We start from the raw sequence: 14,769 nt of genomic DNA, 5'->3' as shown, positions 1-14,769 counted from the left end.
CCACTCCACCTCCACGTCCTGTTCCAACATGAAGAGAACGCACCGATGAAAGCCCCTTCACAACCTTGGCCGGTAGTATCGCGAACCCTCGCGGCCGTGCTGGGCGGCTACGTGTTCACCTACTGTTGCACGGCGGCACTGGCGCGCCTGCTTCCCTTGGCAAAATCCGATGCGGTGGTAGTCGCGACGCTGGCAGCTTTCATTATTTATACGGCGGTCATCCTCTGGGCTTTTGGCTGCCGCAGCGCATGGCGTGCCTGGGCGGCGCTGGCATTCGCGGCGCCCTTGGCGGTCGTCGGCTTCTGGCCACAGCTGCTGGAGCGCCTCGGATGAAACACAAGACCGTCACGCAATCCATGTCCTGGCTGCACACCTGGTGCGGGCTTTTGCTCGGCTGGGTGCTGTTCGCTATTTTCCTCACCGGCACCCTGGCGGTGTTCGATAAGGAGATCAGCTGGTGGATGCAGCCGGAGCTGACCGACCAGAGCCAGTCGCCTGCAGCTGCCGCCAATGTCGCTCAGCGCTGGCTGATGGAACACCACGCCGATGAGTCGAACTGGAACATCAGCCTGCCGACCGAGCGTTCGCCGGACCTTGGCGTATCGGTCGGGGAGCGGCGGCGCGGTGCCGGTGGCACGCAGTTGGACCCGCTCACGGGCGAGCCGATCGAGGCGCGGGAAACCATCGGCGGCAACTTCTTCTTCCATTTCCACTACACGCTGCATATGCCGCGACTGCTCGGTATCTGGGTGGTGGGGTTCGCGGCGATGGCGATGCTGGTGGCGCTGATCAGCGGGATCGTCATCCACAAAAAGATCTTCAAGGAATTCTTCACCTTCCGCCCGGCCAAGGGGCAGCGCTCGTGGCTCGACGGCCATAACGCCAGCGCCGTCCTGCTGCTGCCGTTCCACCTGATGATCACCTACACCGGACTGGTGATCTTCTTCCTGATCTACATGCCTGCTGCGGTCGATGCCCTGTACGACGGCGATCGTCAGGCTTACTTCCGCGAGGCGCAGCCAGCCCGTGCTGCCGAAGCGCCGCGCGGTGAAGGTCGCGGCAGCAAACCCGTCCAGGCACCAGCAGCGCCTATGCTGGCGTTGGACGAGATCGTCAGCCGTGCCGAGGCGCACTACGGTGCAGGCATGATCGGTGGCCTGGCCGTGAGCAACCCTGGCCGAGCCAATGCTCAGGTCACCGCGCGGCCGGTGCTGGGCAATCGCATGGAGCTGACGAAGGGCGAAGGCATGGTCTTCAACGGCGTTACCGGTGAGCTGATCCAGGCGCCAGAGCCGTCGCGTGCCAGTCAGCTGACCCAACGCGTGATGGCGGGTCTGCATTTCGCCCAGTTTGGCGGTTACCCGATGCGCTGGCTGTATTTCATCTGCGGCCTAGTCAGCTGCGCCATGATCGCAACAGGGCTTGTGCTCTATGCGGTCAAGCAGCGCAAACAGGCCAAGGCCAACGTGCAGTTTCTGCGGATGGTGGAGAGCCTCAACGTAGCCGTGGTGGCCGGACTTTCGCTGGCCTGCGTCGCGCTCTTGTGGAGCAATCGCCTGCTGCCAGCTGAGTTGGCCAATCGGCAGGATTGGGAGTTGCGGCTGTTCTTCAGTATCTGGGCCTTGAGCTGGCTGCATGCCTGGGTACGCAAGCCATTGCAGGCATGGCGCGAGCAGCTCTTCGCCGCCGCGGCGTTGGCGATGACCCTGCCGCTGCTGGACCTGATGACAGCCAACATGGAGCTGGACGGCATCCGGTTGTCTGTCCTCGCGGCCGTGTTTGCGATGGGCCTGCTGTCCGGCTGGACCGCCTGGAAAATCCCTACGATCGTCGCCGCGAGAAAAGCTCGCCAACCCCAGCTCGCTCGCCCAGTTCCGGGAGTCTCGTCATGAACGGTTCATCAGCCCTGCTCGCCAGTCTTTTGTTGGCCTACGCCGGCATGCTCGGCTTCTGCCTGGGCAAGGAGCGCCATTGGAAGCAGTTGGTCAATTCTCGCGTTCCCGCTCAACTGCGTCGCCTCTGCTTTCCGGCGGGAGGCCTGCTGCTCGGCCTTGCCGTGTATACCGCAACCCGCGTCTGGCCGGGCGGCATGGCGCTGGTTGGCTGGTTCGGCCTGATCTCCCTTGCCGGCTTCGCCTTGCTCCTGCTGATCCCCTACGCCCCTCGCTTGGCGACTGGGTTGCCGGCGATGGGCACTCTGCTTTGGGCCGTTGGGGCACTGCTGTGATTTCCTGCCCTGCCTCGCTAAGGCGACCGGCGCTCTCGCAGGCGTGAATACGAGCATTACGTTCGCCTTTAGCCTCGTCCTCAGACCGCGAGTCCCGACGCGCCTGCGTTCATGACCTCTTTCAACGAAGCAGATGCGCTGTGTAACGTGGCGGTCTCTTGCCTTAAGCTGCCGGCCATCTCACGTCTATTCTGTGACCGTCATGACCCAGCGTGCCGTATCGCCCTTCCAACTACTCATTCTCGTGCTCTCGATTTACGTGTTGGGCGCATTGATCGCCGACGTCCTGTTCGACCTGCCGCCCGACGTATCTGAGTTGCTCAGTTACATAGACAACATTGTCTGCCTGTTCTTTTTCATCGACTTTGCTAGACGTCTGCAACTCGCGGAGGATAAATGGCGCTTCATGCGCTGGGGCTGGATCGACCTCCTGGCCAGCGTACCGGCGGGCGGACTGCAAGCGTTCAAGATGGTGCGCGCCGTGCAGGTGTTGCGTGCGCTGCGTGCGATCAAGTCGACCCAAATGATCTGGCGCCTGCTGTTTCGCAACCGTGCAGAAAGCATCGTCGTGTCCGCCGCTACGGCCACGTTGCTACTCGTGGCATTCGGTGCCATCACTATGTTGCTGGTCGAGGCGCCTAACCCGCAAAGCGCTATCAATACGCCGGAAGAAGCGCTCTGGTGGGCCTTCGTGACCGTCACGACCGTCGGTTATGGCGACTACTACCCGGTCACGACCCAAGGCCGTATCGTGGCGGTGCTGCTAATGGTGTCCGGGGTTGGCCTGTTCGGCAGCTTCGCCGCCTATATCGGCTCGCTGTTTATCGCCGACAAGCATGATGAAAACATCGAGCAGCAGGAAGCGGACCGAGCCGTGCTGCACAACCTGCTTGAGCAGGTAGAAAAATTGACCACCGAAGTCCAGGCTTTACGAGGGCAACTGGAGGAACGGGGACAGCCGCCACGGAAGTAATTGTCAGTGGCACCGGTAGCACTCTTGGCCTGTCCGCCCAGGCTACCGCCGATCCTGAAGACCGGCACAATCCGCGATACGTACCGAGCGTGCGGTAACGTCCGACGCGATCTCCCGCGTCAACCTCTCGAAAACGCCCGGCGGCCAAACCCAAACCGGCCGTAAGCCCTTACAATGCGCGACTTTCGATTCACACCCGGTCCGCGCTCATGTCCCTACCCCAGCATCACCTCGAACTGCTCAGCCCCGCGCGGGATGTGTCCATTGCCAAGGAGGCCATCCTGCATGGCGCCGATGCGGTGTACATCGGCGGGCCGAGTTTCGGCGCGCGGCACAACGCCGAGAACAGCGTGGCGGACATTGCCGGGCTGGTGACCTTCGCTCACCTGTTCCATGCGCGGGTGTTCGTCACCATCAACACAATTCTTCATGACGATGAGCTGGAAGCGGCTCGCGCGCTGATCTGGCAGCTGTACGAAATCGGCGTCGATGCGCTGATCGTGCAGGACATGGGCGTGATGGAAATGGACATCCCGTCGATCGAGCTGCACGCCAGCACCCAGACCGATATCCGCACCCTGGAGCGGGCCAAGTTCCTCGACAAGGCCGGCTTCTCGCAGCTCGTCCTCGCACGAGAGTTGAACCTGCAGGAAATCCGCGCAATCGCTGATGAAACCGACGCCGCCATCGAGTTCTTCATCCATGGCGCGCTGTGCGTGGCGTTTTCCGGGCAGTGCAATATTTCTCACGCGCAGAACGGGCGCAGCGCCAACCGCGGCGACTGCTCCCAGGCGTGCCGCCTGCCCTACACCCTGAAAGACGACCAGGGCCGCGTAGTCGCCTTCGACAAGCACCTGCTTTCGATGAAGGACAACAACCAGAGCGCCAACCTGCGCGCGTTGGTCGATGCCGGCGTGCGCTCGTTCAAGATCGAAGGGCGTTACAAGGATGTGAGCTACGTGAAGAACATCACTGCTTACTACCGCCAGCGCCTCGACGAGATTCTCGAAGACCGCACCGACCTGGCCCGCGCCTCCAGCGGCCGCACCGACCACTTCTTCCTGCCGGACCCGGACAAGACCTTCCACCGCGGCAGCACCGACTACTTCGTCACCGACCGCAAGATCGACATCGGCGCTTTCGACTCGCCGACCTTTACCGGCCTGGCCGTGGGCGAAGTGCTCAAGGTCGGCAAGCACGACCTCACCGTCCAGACCCGCGAGCCGCTGTCCAACGGTGACGGCCTGAACGTGCTGGTCAAACGCGAAGTGGTGGGCTTTCGCGCCAGCGTGGTCGAGCCTATTAAGCAGTTCGAAGAGGACGGCCAGGCTTTCTGGCAATACCGTGTCGAACCCAACGAAATGCCCGCCGACCTGCGCCAGCTGCGGCCGAACCATCCGCTCAATCGCAACCTGGACCACAACTGGCAAAACGCGCTACTGAAAACCTCCGCCGAACGCCGCGTTGGTGTGCGTTGGCTGGCCAAACTGCGTGCCGATGAGCTCGAACTCCACGTCACCAGCGAAGAAGGCGCCTATGCCACCGTCTCGCTGGCCGGTCCGTTTGGCGAAGCGAAGAAGCCTGAGCAGGTGCCCGGTCAGATCGCCGACCTGCTGAGCCAGCTGGGCACGACGATCTACCACGCCGAAGAAGTGGACGTAGATGCGCCGCAGGCGTTCTTCATCCCCAACTCGCAACTCAAGGCCCTGCGCCGCGAAGCCATCGAGGCGCTGACCGAGGCCCGTGAAGCGATTCGTCCGCTGGGCAGCCGCAAGGCCGTCAGCGTGCCGCCTCCGGTTTATCCCGATTCTCACCTGTCCTTTCTCGCCAACGTCTACAACGCGAAGGCCCGCGCGTTCTATCACCGCTACGGTGTGCAACTGATCGACGCGGCCTACGAGGCCCATGAGGAAACCGGTGAAGTGCCGGTGATGATCACCAAGCACTGCCTGCGTTTCTCTTTCAACCTATGCCCGAAACAGGCCAAGGGCGTCACCGGCGTTCGCACCAAGGTCGCCCCGATGCAGCTGGTGCATGGTGACGAGGTGCTGACTTTGAAATTCGATTGCAAGCCTTGCGAGATGCACGTGATCGGCAAGATCAAAGGCAACATCCTCAACCTGCCGCAGCCGGGCAGCGCCGCCAGCGTGGTCGGGCATATCACGCCGGACGACCTGATGAAGACTATTCGCAGCAAGCCGCGCGCCTGATCAGGCCCTCCGGCAACGACGGCGCATCGAGGTCTGAACTTCCGGCAATATGGTTGTCTGCTGTTCAACCTCCGCGGCAAGCGCAGCGGATGGCGAGATATGCCCCGGCAGCGCGGCAATGCGATTCGCGTGCCCGCTCATATGCAGACAAGGATCGAACATGCTTCACCGCTGGATCATCGCCGTATCACTCGCCGCCGCGCTTGCCGGCTGCTCGACGTCGCCGCTCAGAGGTCCCGCCACGAGCCCATCCCCTCAGTCTGCCGCAGGCGAGCACATTGGTTCGGGAAAGGCCTCGTACTATGGCAACCAGCACCACAACAAGCTGACCGCCAGCGGCGAGCGCTTCGATCAGACGGCTCTCACCGCCGCCCACCGCACGCTGCCCTTCGGCACGAACGTCCGGGTCACCAATACTCGCAACGGCAAGAGCGTGGTCGTGCGCATCAATGACCGCGGCCCCTTCGTGCGTGGGCGAATCATCGACTTGTCGAAAGCGGCCTTCGAGCGCATCGGCAACACGCGGTCCGGCATCATCCGGGTGCGCCTCGAAAGGGTCGACTGAATCGGACGGGGCGCCTCCGAAGCGCCGCATCTGGTCGCATTCCGGGAGTTCTCATAGCACCGCTCAGCTTCAGACATTTCGGCCAGCGTGCTGTAGCGCTTGGGGTCACGGTCGACATCCGGTGACGGTAATGGCCCGCCTGTGTGTCTGGTCAGCGTTCGTTTCAACCAAGATCGAGAGATCGCAGTAAAAATTAAAGCCATCGGTGCGCGTTAAGAATCGCCATGGCGTGCCGATAGAGATGCACGTCAATCCACCATGGTGCTTCCATGTTCAACGGCTATCTAAAAAAACAACTCCAAGAACAAAGGGCGGAGCTGTCGCTGCTGCGTCAGCTCCATGAGCAGATGGAAAGCACGATGGCGTCGATCACCCTCGACCCCGATTTTCGTATTGCCGCTCTGAACCAAAGGTTCGCTCGCACGCTCGGTTACAACGTCGAGCAACTGAAGGGTCGCGCGATGGCAGACATCGTGCCGCCTTACGTGAAAAATTTGCCGTGCTTTCATAACTTCCGCGCCGCGATAGCCAAAATGACCCCCATCAGCGATGACTACCGCTACCTGCGCGCCGACGGCAGCCTTGCGTGGTTGCATGTCGATTGGTATCCCATCGGGAACGAACACGGCACCCTGCTGAACATTCGCGGCATTGCCCGTGAAGTGACCAAGGAGTTGCAGGTGGCGAAGGAGAACGAAGCGTTCATCAACGCGCTTCTTCGCTCCACCGCGGTCATCCAGTTCAATCTGGACGGCACCGTAATTACCGCCAACGATCAGTTCCTGCAGGCGATGGGTTACTCGCTCAAGCAAGTCGTGGGCAAGCATCACAGCCAGTTCTGCACTGCAAGCGAGGCCGGATCGCAGCAGTACAAGGCCTTCTGGCAGACGCTCAACCGCGGCGAGTTCGTTGCCGACCGCTTCAAGCGGGTCGACAGCCAGGGCCGCGACGTCTGGCTCGAGGCGAGCTACAACCCGGTACACGACACTGAGGGCAAGCTGTGCAAAGTGGTCAAGTTCGCCAGCGTGATCACCGACCAGATTGCCCGCGAAGAGGATGTTCGGGGGGCGGCCGGCATCGCCTATGACGTGTCCAGGCAGACCGACACCAGTGCCGAGCGCGGTGCCGTGGTGGTCAAGGACACGGTCGCGACGATGCAGCGCATCGCCGAGCAAGTGGAATCGGCCACGCAGGGCATCGAGGCCCTGGGCCAGCAATCGCTGCTTATCAGCTCGATCGTGCAGACCATCAGCGGTATCGCTGCCCAGACCAACCTGCTGGCGCTCAACGCGGCCATCGAAGCGGCACGCGCCGGGGAACAGGGTCGCGGTTTCGCGGTGGTCGCCGATGAGGTTCGCCAGCTGGCAGGCCGCACCAGCGCAGCCACGGAAGAGATCGTCAGCGTGGTGCAGAAGAACCAGTCATTGGTAGATGAGGCCGTACGAGAAATGGCCAGCAGCCGAGAGCAGGCCGCCCAAGGCCTGTCACTGGCCAATCAGGCCGGCGCGGTGATCGTTGAGATTCAGGACGGTGCCAAGCAGGTGGTGAACGCTGTCGGACGCTTCGCGAAGGAGCTGAATTAGTCCTCAGCTGTGATGGGGCGGATGCCTTCATCCGCCTCGTTCATGCGATCAGAGCGCAGCCTTTTCTACCGGCCTGGCGAAACGATAGGTCGCCAAGCAGCACAGCACGACACCACTCGACGCCAGCAACCCACCGACAATGCCCACATTGCTCAGGCCCAGATGGACGGTAACCAGGCTGCCGAGCAGCGCGCCGCCGCCGATTCCGACGTTATAGATGCCAGAGAACATGGCCATGGCGACGTCGGTCGCATCGGACGCTAGATTCAGCACCTTCGCCTGCAATGCCAGGCCAAAGCACATCCCGGCGATCCCCCAGACCACCACCAGCGCGCCCAGCAGCGAACTGTCGCGTGAAGCCGGCAGTAACAGCAGCAAACACGTCGCCATCGCTGAGATCGCGGCGACCAGAAAGCCCCTCGGATAACGGCCGCTGTAGCGACTGAACAGGAACGAACCAAGAATGCCGGCGCCGCCAAACAGCAACAGCAATACCGTCGTCATGTCACCGCTCAGGTGCGCGATATTCTGCGCAAAGGGTTCGATATAGGTGTAGGCCGTGAATTGCGCGGTGATCACCAAAGCGGTCAGTACGTAGGCCGCGACCAGCGCCGGGCGCTTGAACAGCACCGGCAGGCTGCGCAGCGAACCGGAATTCTGGCTCGGCAGCAGCGGCAGCGTCCGCGCCAGGCAGAGCGCCACCAGCGCCGCGATCACGCCAATCGAGAGGAATGTCGTGCGCCAGCCCAGCGCTTCACCCACCACACGACCAAGCGGAATGCCCAGCACCATCGCCAGTGCACTGCCGGTGGCCAACAGGCCCAGCGCCTGTGCCTGCTTGCCTTGTGGCGCAACGCGCACGGCCAGTGATGCAGTGATCGACCAGAACACCGCGTGCGAAAGCGCGATACCAATACGGCTGATCATCAGCATGCTGAAGCTCGACGCCACGCTGGACACCAGATGGCTGCCGATGAATACCGCGAAGACGACGATCAGCAGCCTGCGGCGTTCGACGTTGCGCGTCAGCAGCATCATCGGCAGCGACATCAGTGCCACCACCCACGCGTAAATGGTCAGCATCAGACCGACCTGGGACGGCGGCATGTCGAACGAACCCCCGATGTCGCTGAGCAACGCGACCGGGACGAACTCGGTGGTGTTGAAAATGAAGGCGGCCAGCGCCAGTGCGATGACACTGAGCCAGCTCCCGGCGTGGGAGTGTTGCGATTCGTTCATGTGGGCGATGTCTTGATGCGACCAATCGGCAACCGCAACGCGCCTTTTTGAAAAGCTATGTCTGTTGGCGCAAAGGCCCGAGCGACGTTCCGCTTCAGCCCACCAACGCGGTCAGCGTGGGCTAAAGCCCACCCTACAAGGCTCGGAGCCTTCCCAAACCAATTGGCAACAGACATAGCCTTTTTGAAAAAGGCACACCACAGCGTGACGAGAGAGAATTCAGGGGTGACGGTCGTGCTCGATCACCACAACGCACCCGGCCCGCGAGCTTCGAAGAAGTGCGGGCGGCAGCGGAAACGATTGAGATACGAAACAGGACAGTCGGAGCGGCGCGGATTCTACGCCCGCGCCGTGCCGATGTCAGGCCGCAAAAACCATCTGCGACGAGCGGCCGCAGCCGCGGCTCGCTAGCGTCGCCAAAGGCTCGCCCGGCCTTGAACGTTCGAGGCCGTTCGATACGCGTATCACTCGGCGAAATACGCCTGCGCGCGCTCCGCTTCTGCGGCGGTGGGCTTGTAGTTGATCCACTCGTCGCTCTCGTTCTTCTTGTAACGCACGACACCCTGCGCCACATCGAACTCGTAGAAGGGATAAACCTCGCGCAGGTTGTAGAACGCAGCCGGGGCGAAGAAGAGGATGTCAGCGGCCAGATAGCCACCGTTGAACTTGAGCGGAATCAGCCCGTACATGGGCTCCATGCCATCCTGCGTGGCGCGGAAGCGGTACTGGCCGAAGCTGGTGGTTTTGTAGGTTTTGCTGACCGGGTTTTTCAGCACCAGCGGTGCATCGTCATTGATCTTGACGCTGAGGCTCGGATCGCTGGAACGCAGCGAGGTGGTGGCGGAACAGGCGGACAGCAGCGCAGCCATCAGCGGCAGCGCCAGGAGTTGCTTGGCTTTCATGTTCAATCCCTTGCAGGTGGTAGGCGTGGACGACCTAGACCGGCCCTACGTTGGGGTCCGGCGGCCATCCTTGGCGGGCGGCACTATAGGACACTGTTTGCTGATGGCCAAGCGCCCTCGGTCTGGGTTTCGTAGGGCGCGCTTCGCGCACCGCCGGCTTCGGTGTATCCGGTGCGCGGAGCGCACCCTACGTGGCCAAGGTGGCACCGAACGGAGCGGCATCATCGCTGATTGGAATGTAGGGTGCGCTTCGCGCACCGCCGGGCTTCGGTGTATCTGGTGCGCGGAGCGCATCCTACTTGTCCTAGACGAAACCTTTTTTGATCACTGGCCATGCGTGTACCACTCGGCATCCAGCCGAAACTTTCCAGCCCGCCATCAGCCGTACCTACAGAACCCATTCACACCGGAGAAGGTATGGCTTACCCGAAGATCCCCGCACAGAAGCAGGACCGCCAGCCCGGCTTGGAGAGCGAGATGCAGCCGCCAGCCGAGTTCATCCGTGACAGCTACAAAGGCAGCGGCAAGCTGGCCGGCAAGGTGGCGCTGATCAGTGGGGGCGACAGTGGCATTGGCCGCGCGGCGGCGCTGCACTTCGCGCGCGAGGGTGCTGACGTAACGATCATGTACCTCGACGAACACGAGGACGCCGCAACAGCCAAGCGCATGGTGGAAGCCGAAGGGCAGCGCTGCATCACCCTGCCCGGTGATATCCGCGACAGCCGCTACTGCAACGATGCGGTCAGGCAGACGATCGAAGCCTTCAGCCGGCTGGACGTGCTGGTGAACAATGCCGGACGCCAGGAAGTACAGACGCGGCTCGAGGACATCACCGACGAGCAGTGGGAGAAGACTTTCGCCACCAACATTCACGGCTATTTCTATCTCACCCGTGCCGCCCTGCCCCACCTGAAAGCCGGCGCGTCAATCATCAACACAACTTCGATCAATTCCTTCATCGGCAATCCGATGCTGGTCGACTACACCGCGACGAAGGGCGCCATCGACGGCTTCACCCGAGCCCTGTCGCAACAGTTGATCGAGCGCGACATTCGCGTCAACCAGATCGCTCCCGGCCCGATCTGGACGCCGCTGCAACCGGCCACCATCGGCAAGCACGATCCCGAGATGCTCGAAGGCTTCGGCAGCCAGATGCCCATGGGCCGTTGCGGTCAGCCTTCTGAACTGGGCCCGGCTTACGTTTATCTTGCATGCGAAGACTCGTCCTATGTCAGCGGCCAGACCATTCACATCAATGGCGGCAAAGTGGTGAACGGCTGAGGTTCGCCATATCGAACGCAGCCTGGCCGCACGAACCGAGGTGAAATCATGACTCAGATTCTCATTGCCGCCTTCGACCGCTACGCCGAAGCCGAGCGCGTCAAAACCGAACTCCTGAGCAAGGGCGTGCCCAGCGACGACATTCAGATATCCGCATCCTTCAACCCCGCCACGGTCGACAGCAGCCGGGTGGAAGTCGTCGGCGAAGAACCGGACAAGGACGCCACGGTCGCCGACAAAATTGGCAGCTTCTTCCAGAACGTCTTCGGCGACGATTCGAGCAAGCACGCCGGTCGCTACCCAGAGGCGGCTCGTCGTGGTTCGACCATTGTCACCGTCACGCTGGACGACGAAGGCCAGATATCGATGGTCGAGCAGCTGATGGAGCGAAACGGTGCGATCGATATCGACGAGCGCAGTGCCGGCTGGGGCGACGATGACACGACGCCCGTCACGGCCAGCACCGAAACCCTGACGACTGGCTACCCGGACGCCACATCCATCAGCGTCGACGAACGCGAGCTGAATGGAATGGCCACACCGGACCGCGGCGCGGACGATGGCTCGATTCCAGGCCGCGCCGAAAACGAAAAGGCCGAGCGTCGTGACAACACGGCCGGGCGGGTGCGGATCATTCCGCGGTAACGCGCCGCCGAAAGTGCATCACGCTCATTGCGCCATGAACACCTCATCGAGCAGGTCGTTCATGGCCTCGAAAGCGCGCTTCGCCACCAACGGGTTGTACTCGTTGCGGCCCGGCACCTTGGCATAGGGGTCGGTAAACGAATGCACGGCGTTGCCATAGCTGACCATTTGCCAGTCGGCATCGGTGGCTTGCATCTCGGCGACGAAGCCATCGACTTGCTCCTTCGGCACAGCCGGATCATCGGCACCGTGCAAAACCAGCACAGGTGCCTTGATCTGCTTAGCGTCATCGGGGTTAGGCGTGTCCAGGTTGCCGTGAAAGGAGACGAAGGCGTCCAGATCGGCACCAGAGCGGGCCAGTTCCAGCACTGCGCCGCCACCAAAGCAGAAACCGATCGCCGCCATCTTGCTGGTATCCAGCGCTACGTCCTGCTGTGATTTGAACGCATCGACCGCAGCCTGGGCGCGCTTGCGCATCAGCGCGCGATCACCGCGTACCGAGGTGGCGGCCGCCTTGGCTTCATCCGGACTCGATGGCCGTACCGCCTTGCCGTATAAATCCGCCATGAACACCACGTATTTCTCCCCTGCGGCGCGCGCGGCCTTCTCAGCCGAACGCTCGGTTACCCCTAGCCAGTTGGGCACCATCACCAAACCAGGGCGCGGCGTGGTCACCGCATCGTCGTAAACCAGTAAGCCCTCGAAGGCTTCGCCGTCGATTTCATAGGCATGGGGCTTGACCACCACAGCGGCTTCGGCAACGCCGACCATCCCGGCCAGCGCCAGGGCAATGCACGTCTTTTTCATGGGTTTCTACCTGCGAAGTGAGACGACTTTTCAACAGTAGCGGAAAAAACCCACCGTACAGGCGGACCCTACTTCAGGACCGTTTCGGTTTGTGTCGTTGGCGCCCGTTGCTTGGGAGGCGCCCCTGCAGCGCCAGCGCATTGGCCGTCGCTGCCCCACTGGCCGTGTTGTCGAAGATGCACCAATTAGCAACGCCGTCCGGCTGATCAGCTAGGCGGTCGGCCAGCGAATCGAGCCAATCGGCAGCGTATGAGGAATGGTAGATGCGCGGCGAGCCGTGCAGCCGGTAATAGCGAAACCCCGCCCAGCCGCCCGGCTCGGCCGCTTCGGCAAAGGGCGCGGGATCGGCAGCGACGTGGGCGATCTGCGCCTGCTGCAGCAGCGACTCGGCATCGAGCCAGCTACGATGGCGAGGCTCGATGGCCACCGGCCCGTCGTGGCGGGCTCTCAATGCAGCGAAAAAAGTACCGGCGCTCGCAGAGTCATAGGCCAGCAAAGGCGGTAATTGCACAAGCAGGCAGCCCAATTTCTCGCCCAGATGGCCGCACTCGTGCAGGAAACGTTCGAGCGGTTCTTCGCAAGCGATCAGCCGCCGCTCGTGGGTGACCTGCTTGGGCAGCTTCACGCAGAAGCGAAACGCCGCCGGCACGCTTTCGGCCCACTTGGCGTAGGTGGCGGGTCGATGGGGGCGATAGAAGGAGCTATTGATTTCCACCGCTGGAAAACGATCAGCGTAGCGCTGCAGGTGCGTGCCCTCGTCCGGGAATGCTGGCCACTGCTCGCGCGGCAGGCTCCAGCCCGCCGTGCCGAGAAATATGGAGGTGTCGAAGTCCTTCACTGTGAGGTCCCGCCGAATGTTGGCTCTTACAGATGACCATCGCGCATGCCGGCTTGATCCTCCGGCGCTAATCGACCCTAGCGTGCCGATTGCGTGCCCGACTGGACCGGCAACCGCTTGAGCAACCATTTACGCGCCGGCACCACGGCATGCTCCTGAGCCCAGACGCAGAGCACCACCGTCAAGATCAAGTAGAGCGGATAGAACAGCAGTGACAGCGGTTGTTCTCCGGCCCGGACGGCGCAATCGGCCCAGGTCTCGAAGCAGCTGGACGAAGCGACGCCCAGCAATTTTTCCGAACGAGAAAACAGGATGAACGCCGGTACATGCAGCACGAACAGCGGCAGCGATGCCGTTCCTAGACGCTGCGACCAGCGATTCACGCGGGCGCTGCCTGGCGTGGCGATCAGCGCAAAGAGGTAGACCAGCGCCAATTGCGAGGGCAGCAGCAGCCCGTTGTGCAGCAGGAAGTACCAGAGCTTTTCTCCCTTCAGCAGCCAAATGGCGGCGATGAAGCAGGCCAGCACGAAGCCTGCCAGCGCCAAACGACTGCCCGGCCTCGGCACGCGTCCTTGACTCTGCATTTCGCGGAACACCCCATACAACAAGATGCCGGCGAGAAATTCCGGCAGGCGCAGCAAGGGCATGCGGTGCAGCATGCCGGTATAGGGAACACCATATTCCTGCTGCTGAATCACCCAGAGCGGCGGGATCAGGTAGATCGCCGCGATGACCGCGAGCCAGAGTGCCTTGTGCCGCAACCGCATCAGCCGCGGCGCCAGCAAAGGGAACGTCAGATAAAAGAAGAACAGCGTGGAAATCGACCACAACGGTGGGTTGAAGGTCAGGTAGTAAGGATTCCATGCCTGCAGCATGAACAGCTGCAGGACGAAATTGAGCAACAGCTCGCCATTGCCCATGAAGTGCTCAAGGGCCTCTCTGGACGCCTCGCCCAAATCCTCGTTGGTGTCGTAAACCACGAAACGCAGAGTCGCCTTGGCGTCGTCCGGCGGGATACCGAGTTTGGCGATGATGAACAACACCACCGCCGTCAGTCCCAATGAAAACAGGTGCAACGGATAGAGATTGGCGAAACGCCGGCTGAGGAAGCTGCGCCCCGGTTCGCGCAGTTGTCCTTGCTGACAATAGACATGGGCCAGCAAGAAGCCCGACAGCACAAAGAAACTGCTGGTCGCGAAGAACCCCACCCCGGTCAGGTCCGACAGCCACCAGGGCCGCTGTTCCTCGGGATACACATGGATCGTGTGAAAGAACACCAGGTATATGCCGAGCGAAAATCGCAACCACTCGAGCCCGATGAATTTTTCCCTGCTGACTTGCTCCATGCGTTGCTCCTGCTATGCGGCGACCACGTGCCGTCCGCAAATAGGACGTTCCGTTGCAGGCAGTCGTTCGATATCCGCTGAGCATTCGCGCCGCAGCCGGCTTGGATAGGCGACACGGCACGTCGCACAACGCCGTCATCCGAAAGATCAATA

The 14,769-nt window shown here is 61.9% G+C and carries 14 protein-coding genes and 1 pseudogene; 10 read left to right on the top strand and 5 right to left on the bottom strand.

The annotated features are described in order from the left end of the window. Positions 1-45 precede the first annotated feature (45 nt). From GYM54_RS20320 to GYM54_RS22160, 8 genes and pseudogenes are all read left to right on the top strand, one after another. The gene (locus GYM54_RS20320) at positions 46-333 is read left to right on the top strand and encodes an iron transporter (RefSeq protein ID WP_197445401.1); all 288 of its coding nucleotides are present in this window, start codon (positions 46-48) and stop codon (positions 331-333) included. Beyond that, positions 330-1,892, top strand: coding sequence for a PepSY domain-containing protein (locus GYM54_RS20315; RefSeq protein ID WP_197445402.1), 1,563 nt, complete (start codon positions 330-332; stop codon positions 1,890-1,892). The genes GYM54_RS20320 and GYM54_RS20315 overlap by 4 nt, the downstream gene beginning before the upstream one ends. Continuing rightward, positions 1,889-2,227 (top strand): DUF3325 domain-containing protein, encoded by a 339-nt coding sequence (locus tag GYM54_RS20310; protein ID WP_181101550.1) that lies wholly within the window; start codon positions 1,889-1,891, stop codon positions 2,225-2,227. The genes GYM54_RS20315 and GYM54_RS20310 overlap by 4 nt, the downstream gene beginning before the upstream one ends. A 202-nt stretch (positions 2,228-2,429) precedes the next feature. Further along, positions 2,430-3,200, top strand: coding sequence for an ion transporter (locus GYM54_RS20305; protein ID WP_197445403.1), 771 nt, complete (start codon positions 2,430-2,432; stop codon positions 3,198-3,200). Positions 3,201-3,409: 209 nt separating this feature from the next. Beyond that, positions 3,410-5,410: a U32 family peptidase gene (locus GYM54_RS20300; RefSeq protein WP_197445404.1), complete on the top strand. Its 2,001-nt coding sequence runs from the start codon at positions 3,410-3,412 to the stop codon at positions 5,408-5,410. Positions 5,411-5,570: 160 nt separating this feature from the next. After that, on the top strand, positions 5,571-5,975 hold the full coding sequence (locus tag GYM54_RS20295; protein WP_131648121.1) for a septal ring lytic transglycosylase RlpA family protein: 405 nt from the start codon (positions 5,571-5,573) through the stop codon (positions 5,973-5,975). 269 nt (positions 5,976-6,244) lie between these two features. After that, positions 6,245-7,018, top strand: a pseudogene (locus GYM54_RS22165) (PAS domain-containing protein); the annotation flags it as partial. Continuing rightward, positions 7,001-7,558, top strand: a complete 558-nt coding sequence (locus GYM54_RS22160) for a methyl-accepting chemotaxis protein (protein ID WP_257626600.1) — start codon at positions 7,001-7,003, stop codon at positions 7,556-7,558. The pseudogene GYM54_RS22165 and the gene GYM54_RS22160, both read left to right, overlap by 18 nt. Before the next feature lie 48 nt (positions 7,559-7,606). Here the strand turns inward: GYM54_RS22160 and GYM54_RS20285 are convergent, their stop codons facing one another. Together GYM54_RS20285 and GYM54_RS20280 are read right to left on the bottom strand one after the other, a co-directional pair. Beyond that, a complete protein-coding gene (locus GYM54_RS20285; RefSeq protein ID WP_131648119.1) occupies positions 7,607-8,797 on the bottom strand; it encodes a sugar transporter in 1,191 nt (396 codons plus the stop codon). A gap of 464 nt (positions 8,798-9,261) precedes the next feature. Then, entirely contained in the window at positions 9,262-9,699 is a 438-nt protein-coding gene (locus GYM54_RS20280; protein ID WP_131648118.1) for a hypothetical protein, read from the bottom strand. 417 nt (positions 9,700-10,116) lie between these two features. Here GYM54_RS20280 and GYM54_RS20275 point away from each other — a divergent pair, with 417 nt between their 5' ends. Both GYM54_RS20275 and GYM54_RS20270 read left to right on the top strand, forming a co-directional pair. Next, the gene (locus GYM54_RS20275; protein WP_197445406.1) at positions 10,117-10,980 is read left to right on the top strand and encodes an SDR family oxidoreductase; all 864 of its coding nucleotides are present in this window, start codon (positions 10,117-10,119) and stop codon (positions 10,978-10,980) included. Between the two features lie 48 nt (positions 10,981-11,028). Continuing rightward, entirely contained in the window at positions 11,029-11,625 is a 597-nt protein-coding gene (locus tag GYM54_RS20270; RefSeq protein WP_197445407.1) for a hypothetical protein, read from the top strand. 24 nt (positions 11,626-11,649) lie between these two features. Here GYM54_RS20270 and GYM54_RS20265 read toward each other — a convergent pair whose 3' ends face one another. The 3 genes from GYM54_RS20265 to GYM54_RS20255 form a co-directional block, all read right to left on the bottom strand. Then, positions 11,650-12,396 (bottom strand): dienelactone hydrolase family protein, encoded by a 747-nt coding sequence (locus tag GYM54_RS20265; RefSeq protein ID WP_374105202.1) that lies wholly within the window; start codon positions 12,394-12,396, stop codon positions 11,650-11,652. A 109-nt stretch (positions 12,397-12,505) separates the two neighbouring features. Then, positions 12,506-13,270, bottom strand: coding sequence for a DUF72 domain-containing protein (locus tag GYM54_RS20260; RefSeq protein ID WP_231752199.1), 765 nt, complete (start codon positions 13,268-13,270; stop codon positions 12,506-12,508). 77 nt (positions 13,271-13,347) lie between these two features. After that, positions 13,348-14,616: an acyltransferase gene (locus GYM54_RS20255; RefSeq protein ID WP_197445410.1), complete on the bottom strand. Its 1,269-nt coding sequence runs from the start codon at positions 14,614-14,616 to the stop codon at positions 13,348-13,350. Positions 14,617-14,769: the final 153 nt, after the last annotated feature.

Source organism: Pseudomonas sp. MTM4, from assembly GCF_019355055.1.
Classification (GTDB): domain Bacteria; phylum Pseudomonadota; class Gammaproteobacteria; order Pseudomonadales; family Pseudomonadaceae; genus Stutzerimonas.
Note: the sequence above shows the minus strand (reverse complement) of the source record. Positions and strands in the feature narration are given on the sequence as shown.

Excerpts from the sequence above, each read along its gene's own strand:
- GYM54_RS20320 (WP_197445401.1), top strand. The coding sequence starts at position 46 with ATGAAAGCCCCTTCACAACCTTGGCCGGTAGTATCGCGAACCCTCGCG.
- GYM54_RS20315 (WP_197445402.1), top strand. The coding sequence starts at position 330 with ATGAAACACAAGACCGTCACGCAATCCATGTCCTGGCTGCACACCTGG.
- GYM54_RS20310 (WP_181101550.1), top strand. The coding sequence starts at position 1,889 with ATGAACGGTTCATCAGCCCTGCTCGCCAGTCTTTTGTTGGCCTACGCC.
- GYM54_RS20305 (WP_197445403.1), top strand. The coding sequence starts at position 2,430 with ATGACCCAGCGTGCCGTATCGCCCTTCCAACTACTCATTCTCGTGCTC.
- GYM54_RS20300 (WP_197445404.1), top strand. The coding sequence starts at position 3,410 with ATGTCCCTACCCCAGCATCACCTCGAACTGCTCAGCCCCGCGCGGGAT.
- GYM54_RS20295 (WP_131648121.1), top strand. The coding sequence starts at position 5,571 with ATGCTTCACCGCTGGATCATCGCCGTATCACTCGCCGCCGCGCTTGCC.
- GYM54_RS20285 (WP_131648119.1), bottom strand. The coding sequence starts at position 8,797 with ATGAACGAATCGCAACACTCCCACGCCGGGAGCTGGCTCAGTGTCATC.
- GYM54_RS20280 (WP_131648118.1), bottom strand. The coding sequence starts at position 9,699 with ATGAAAGCCAAGCAACTCCTGGCGCTGCCGCTGATGGCTGCGCTGCTG.
- GYM54_RS20275 (WP_197445406.1), top strand. The coding sequence starts at position 10,117 with ATGGCTTACCCGAAGATCCCCGCACAGAAGCAGGACCGCCAGCCCGGC.
- GYM54_RS20270 (WP_197445407.1), top strand. The coding sequence starts at position 11,029 with ATGACTCAGATTCTCATTGCCGCCTTCGACCGCTACGCCGAAGCCGAG.
- GYM54_RS20265 (WP_374105202.1), bottom strand. The coding sequence starts at position 12,396 with ATGGTCGGCGTTGCCGAAGCCGCTGTGGTGGTCAAGCCCCATGCCTAT.
- GYM54_RS20255 (WP_197445410.1), bottom strand. The coding sequence starts at position 14,616 with ATGGAGCAAGTCAGCAGGGAAAAATTCATCGGGCTCGAGTGGTTGCGA.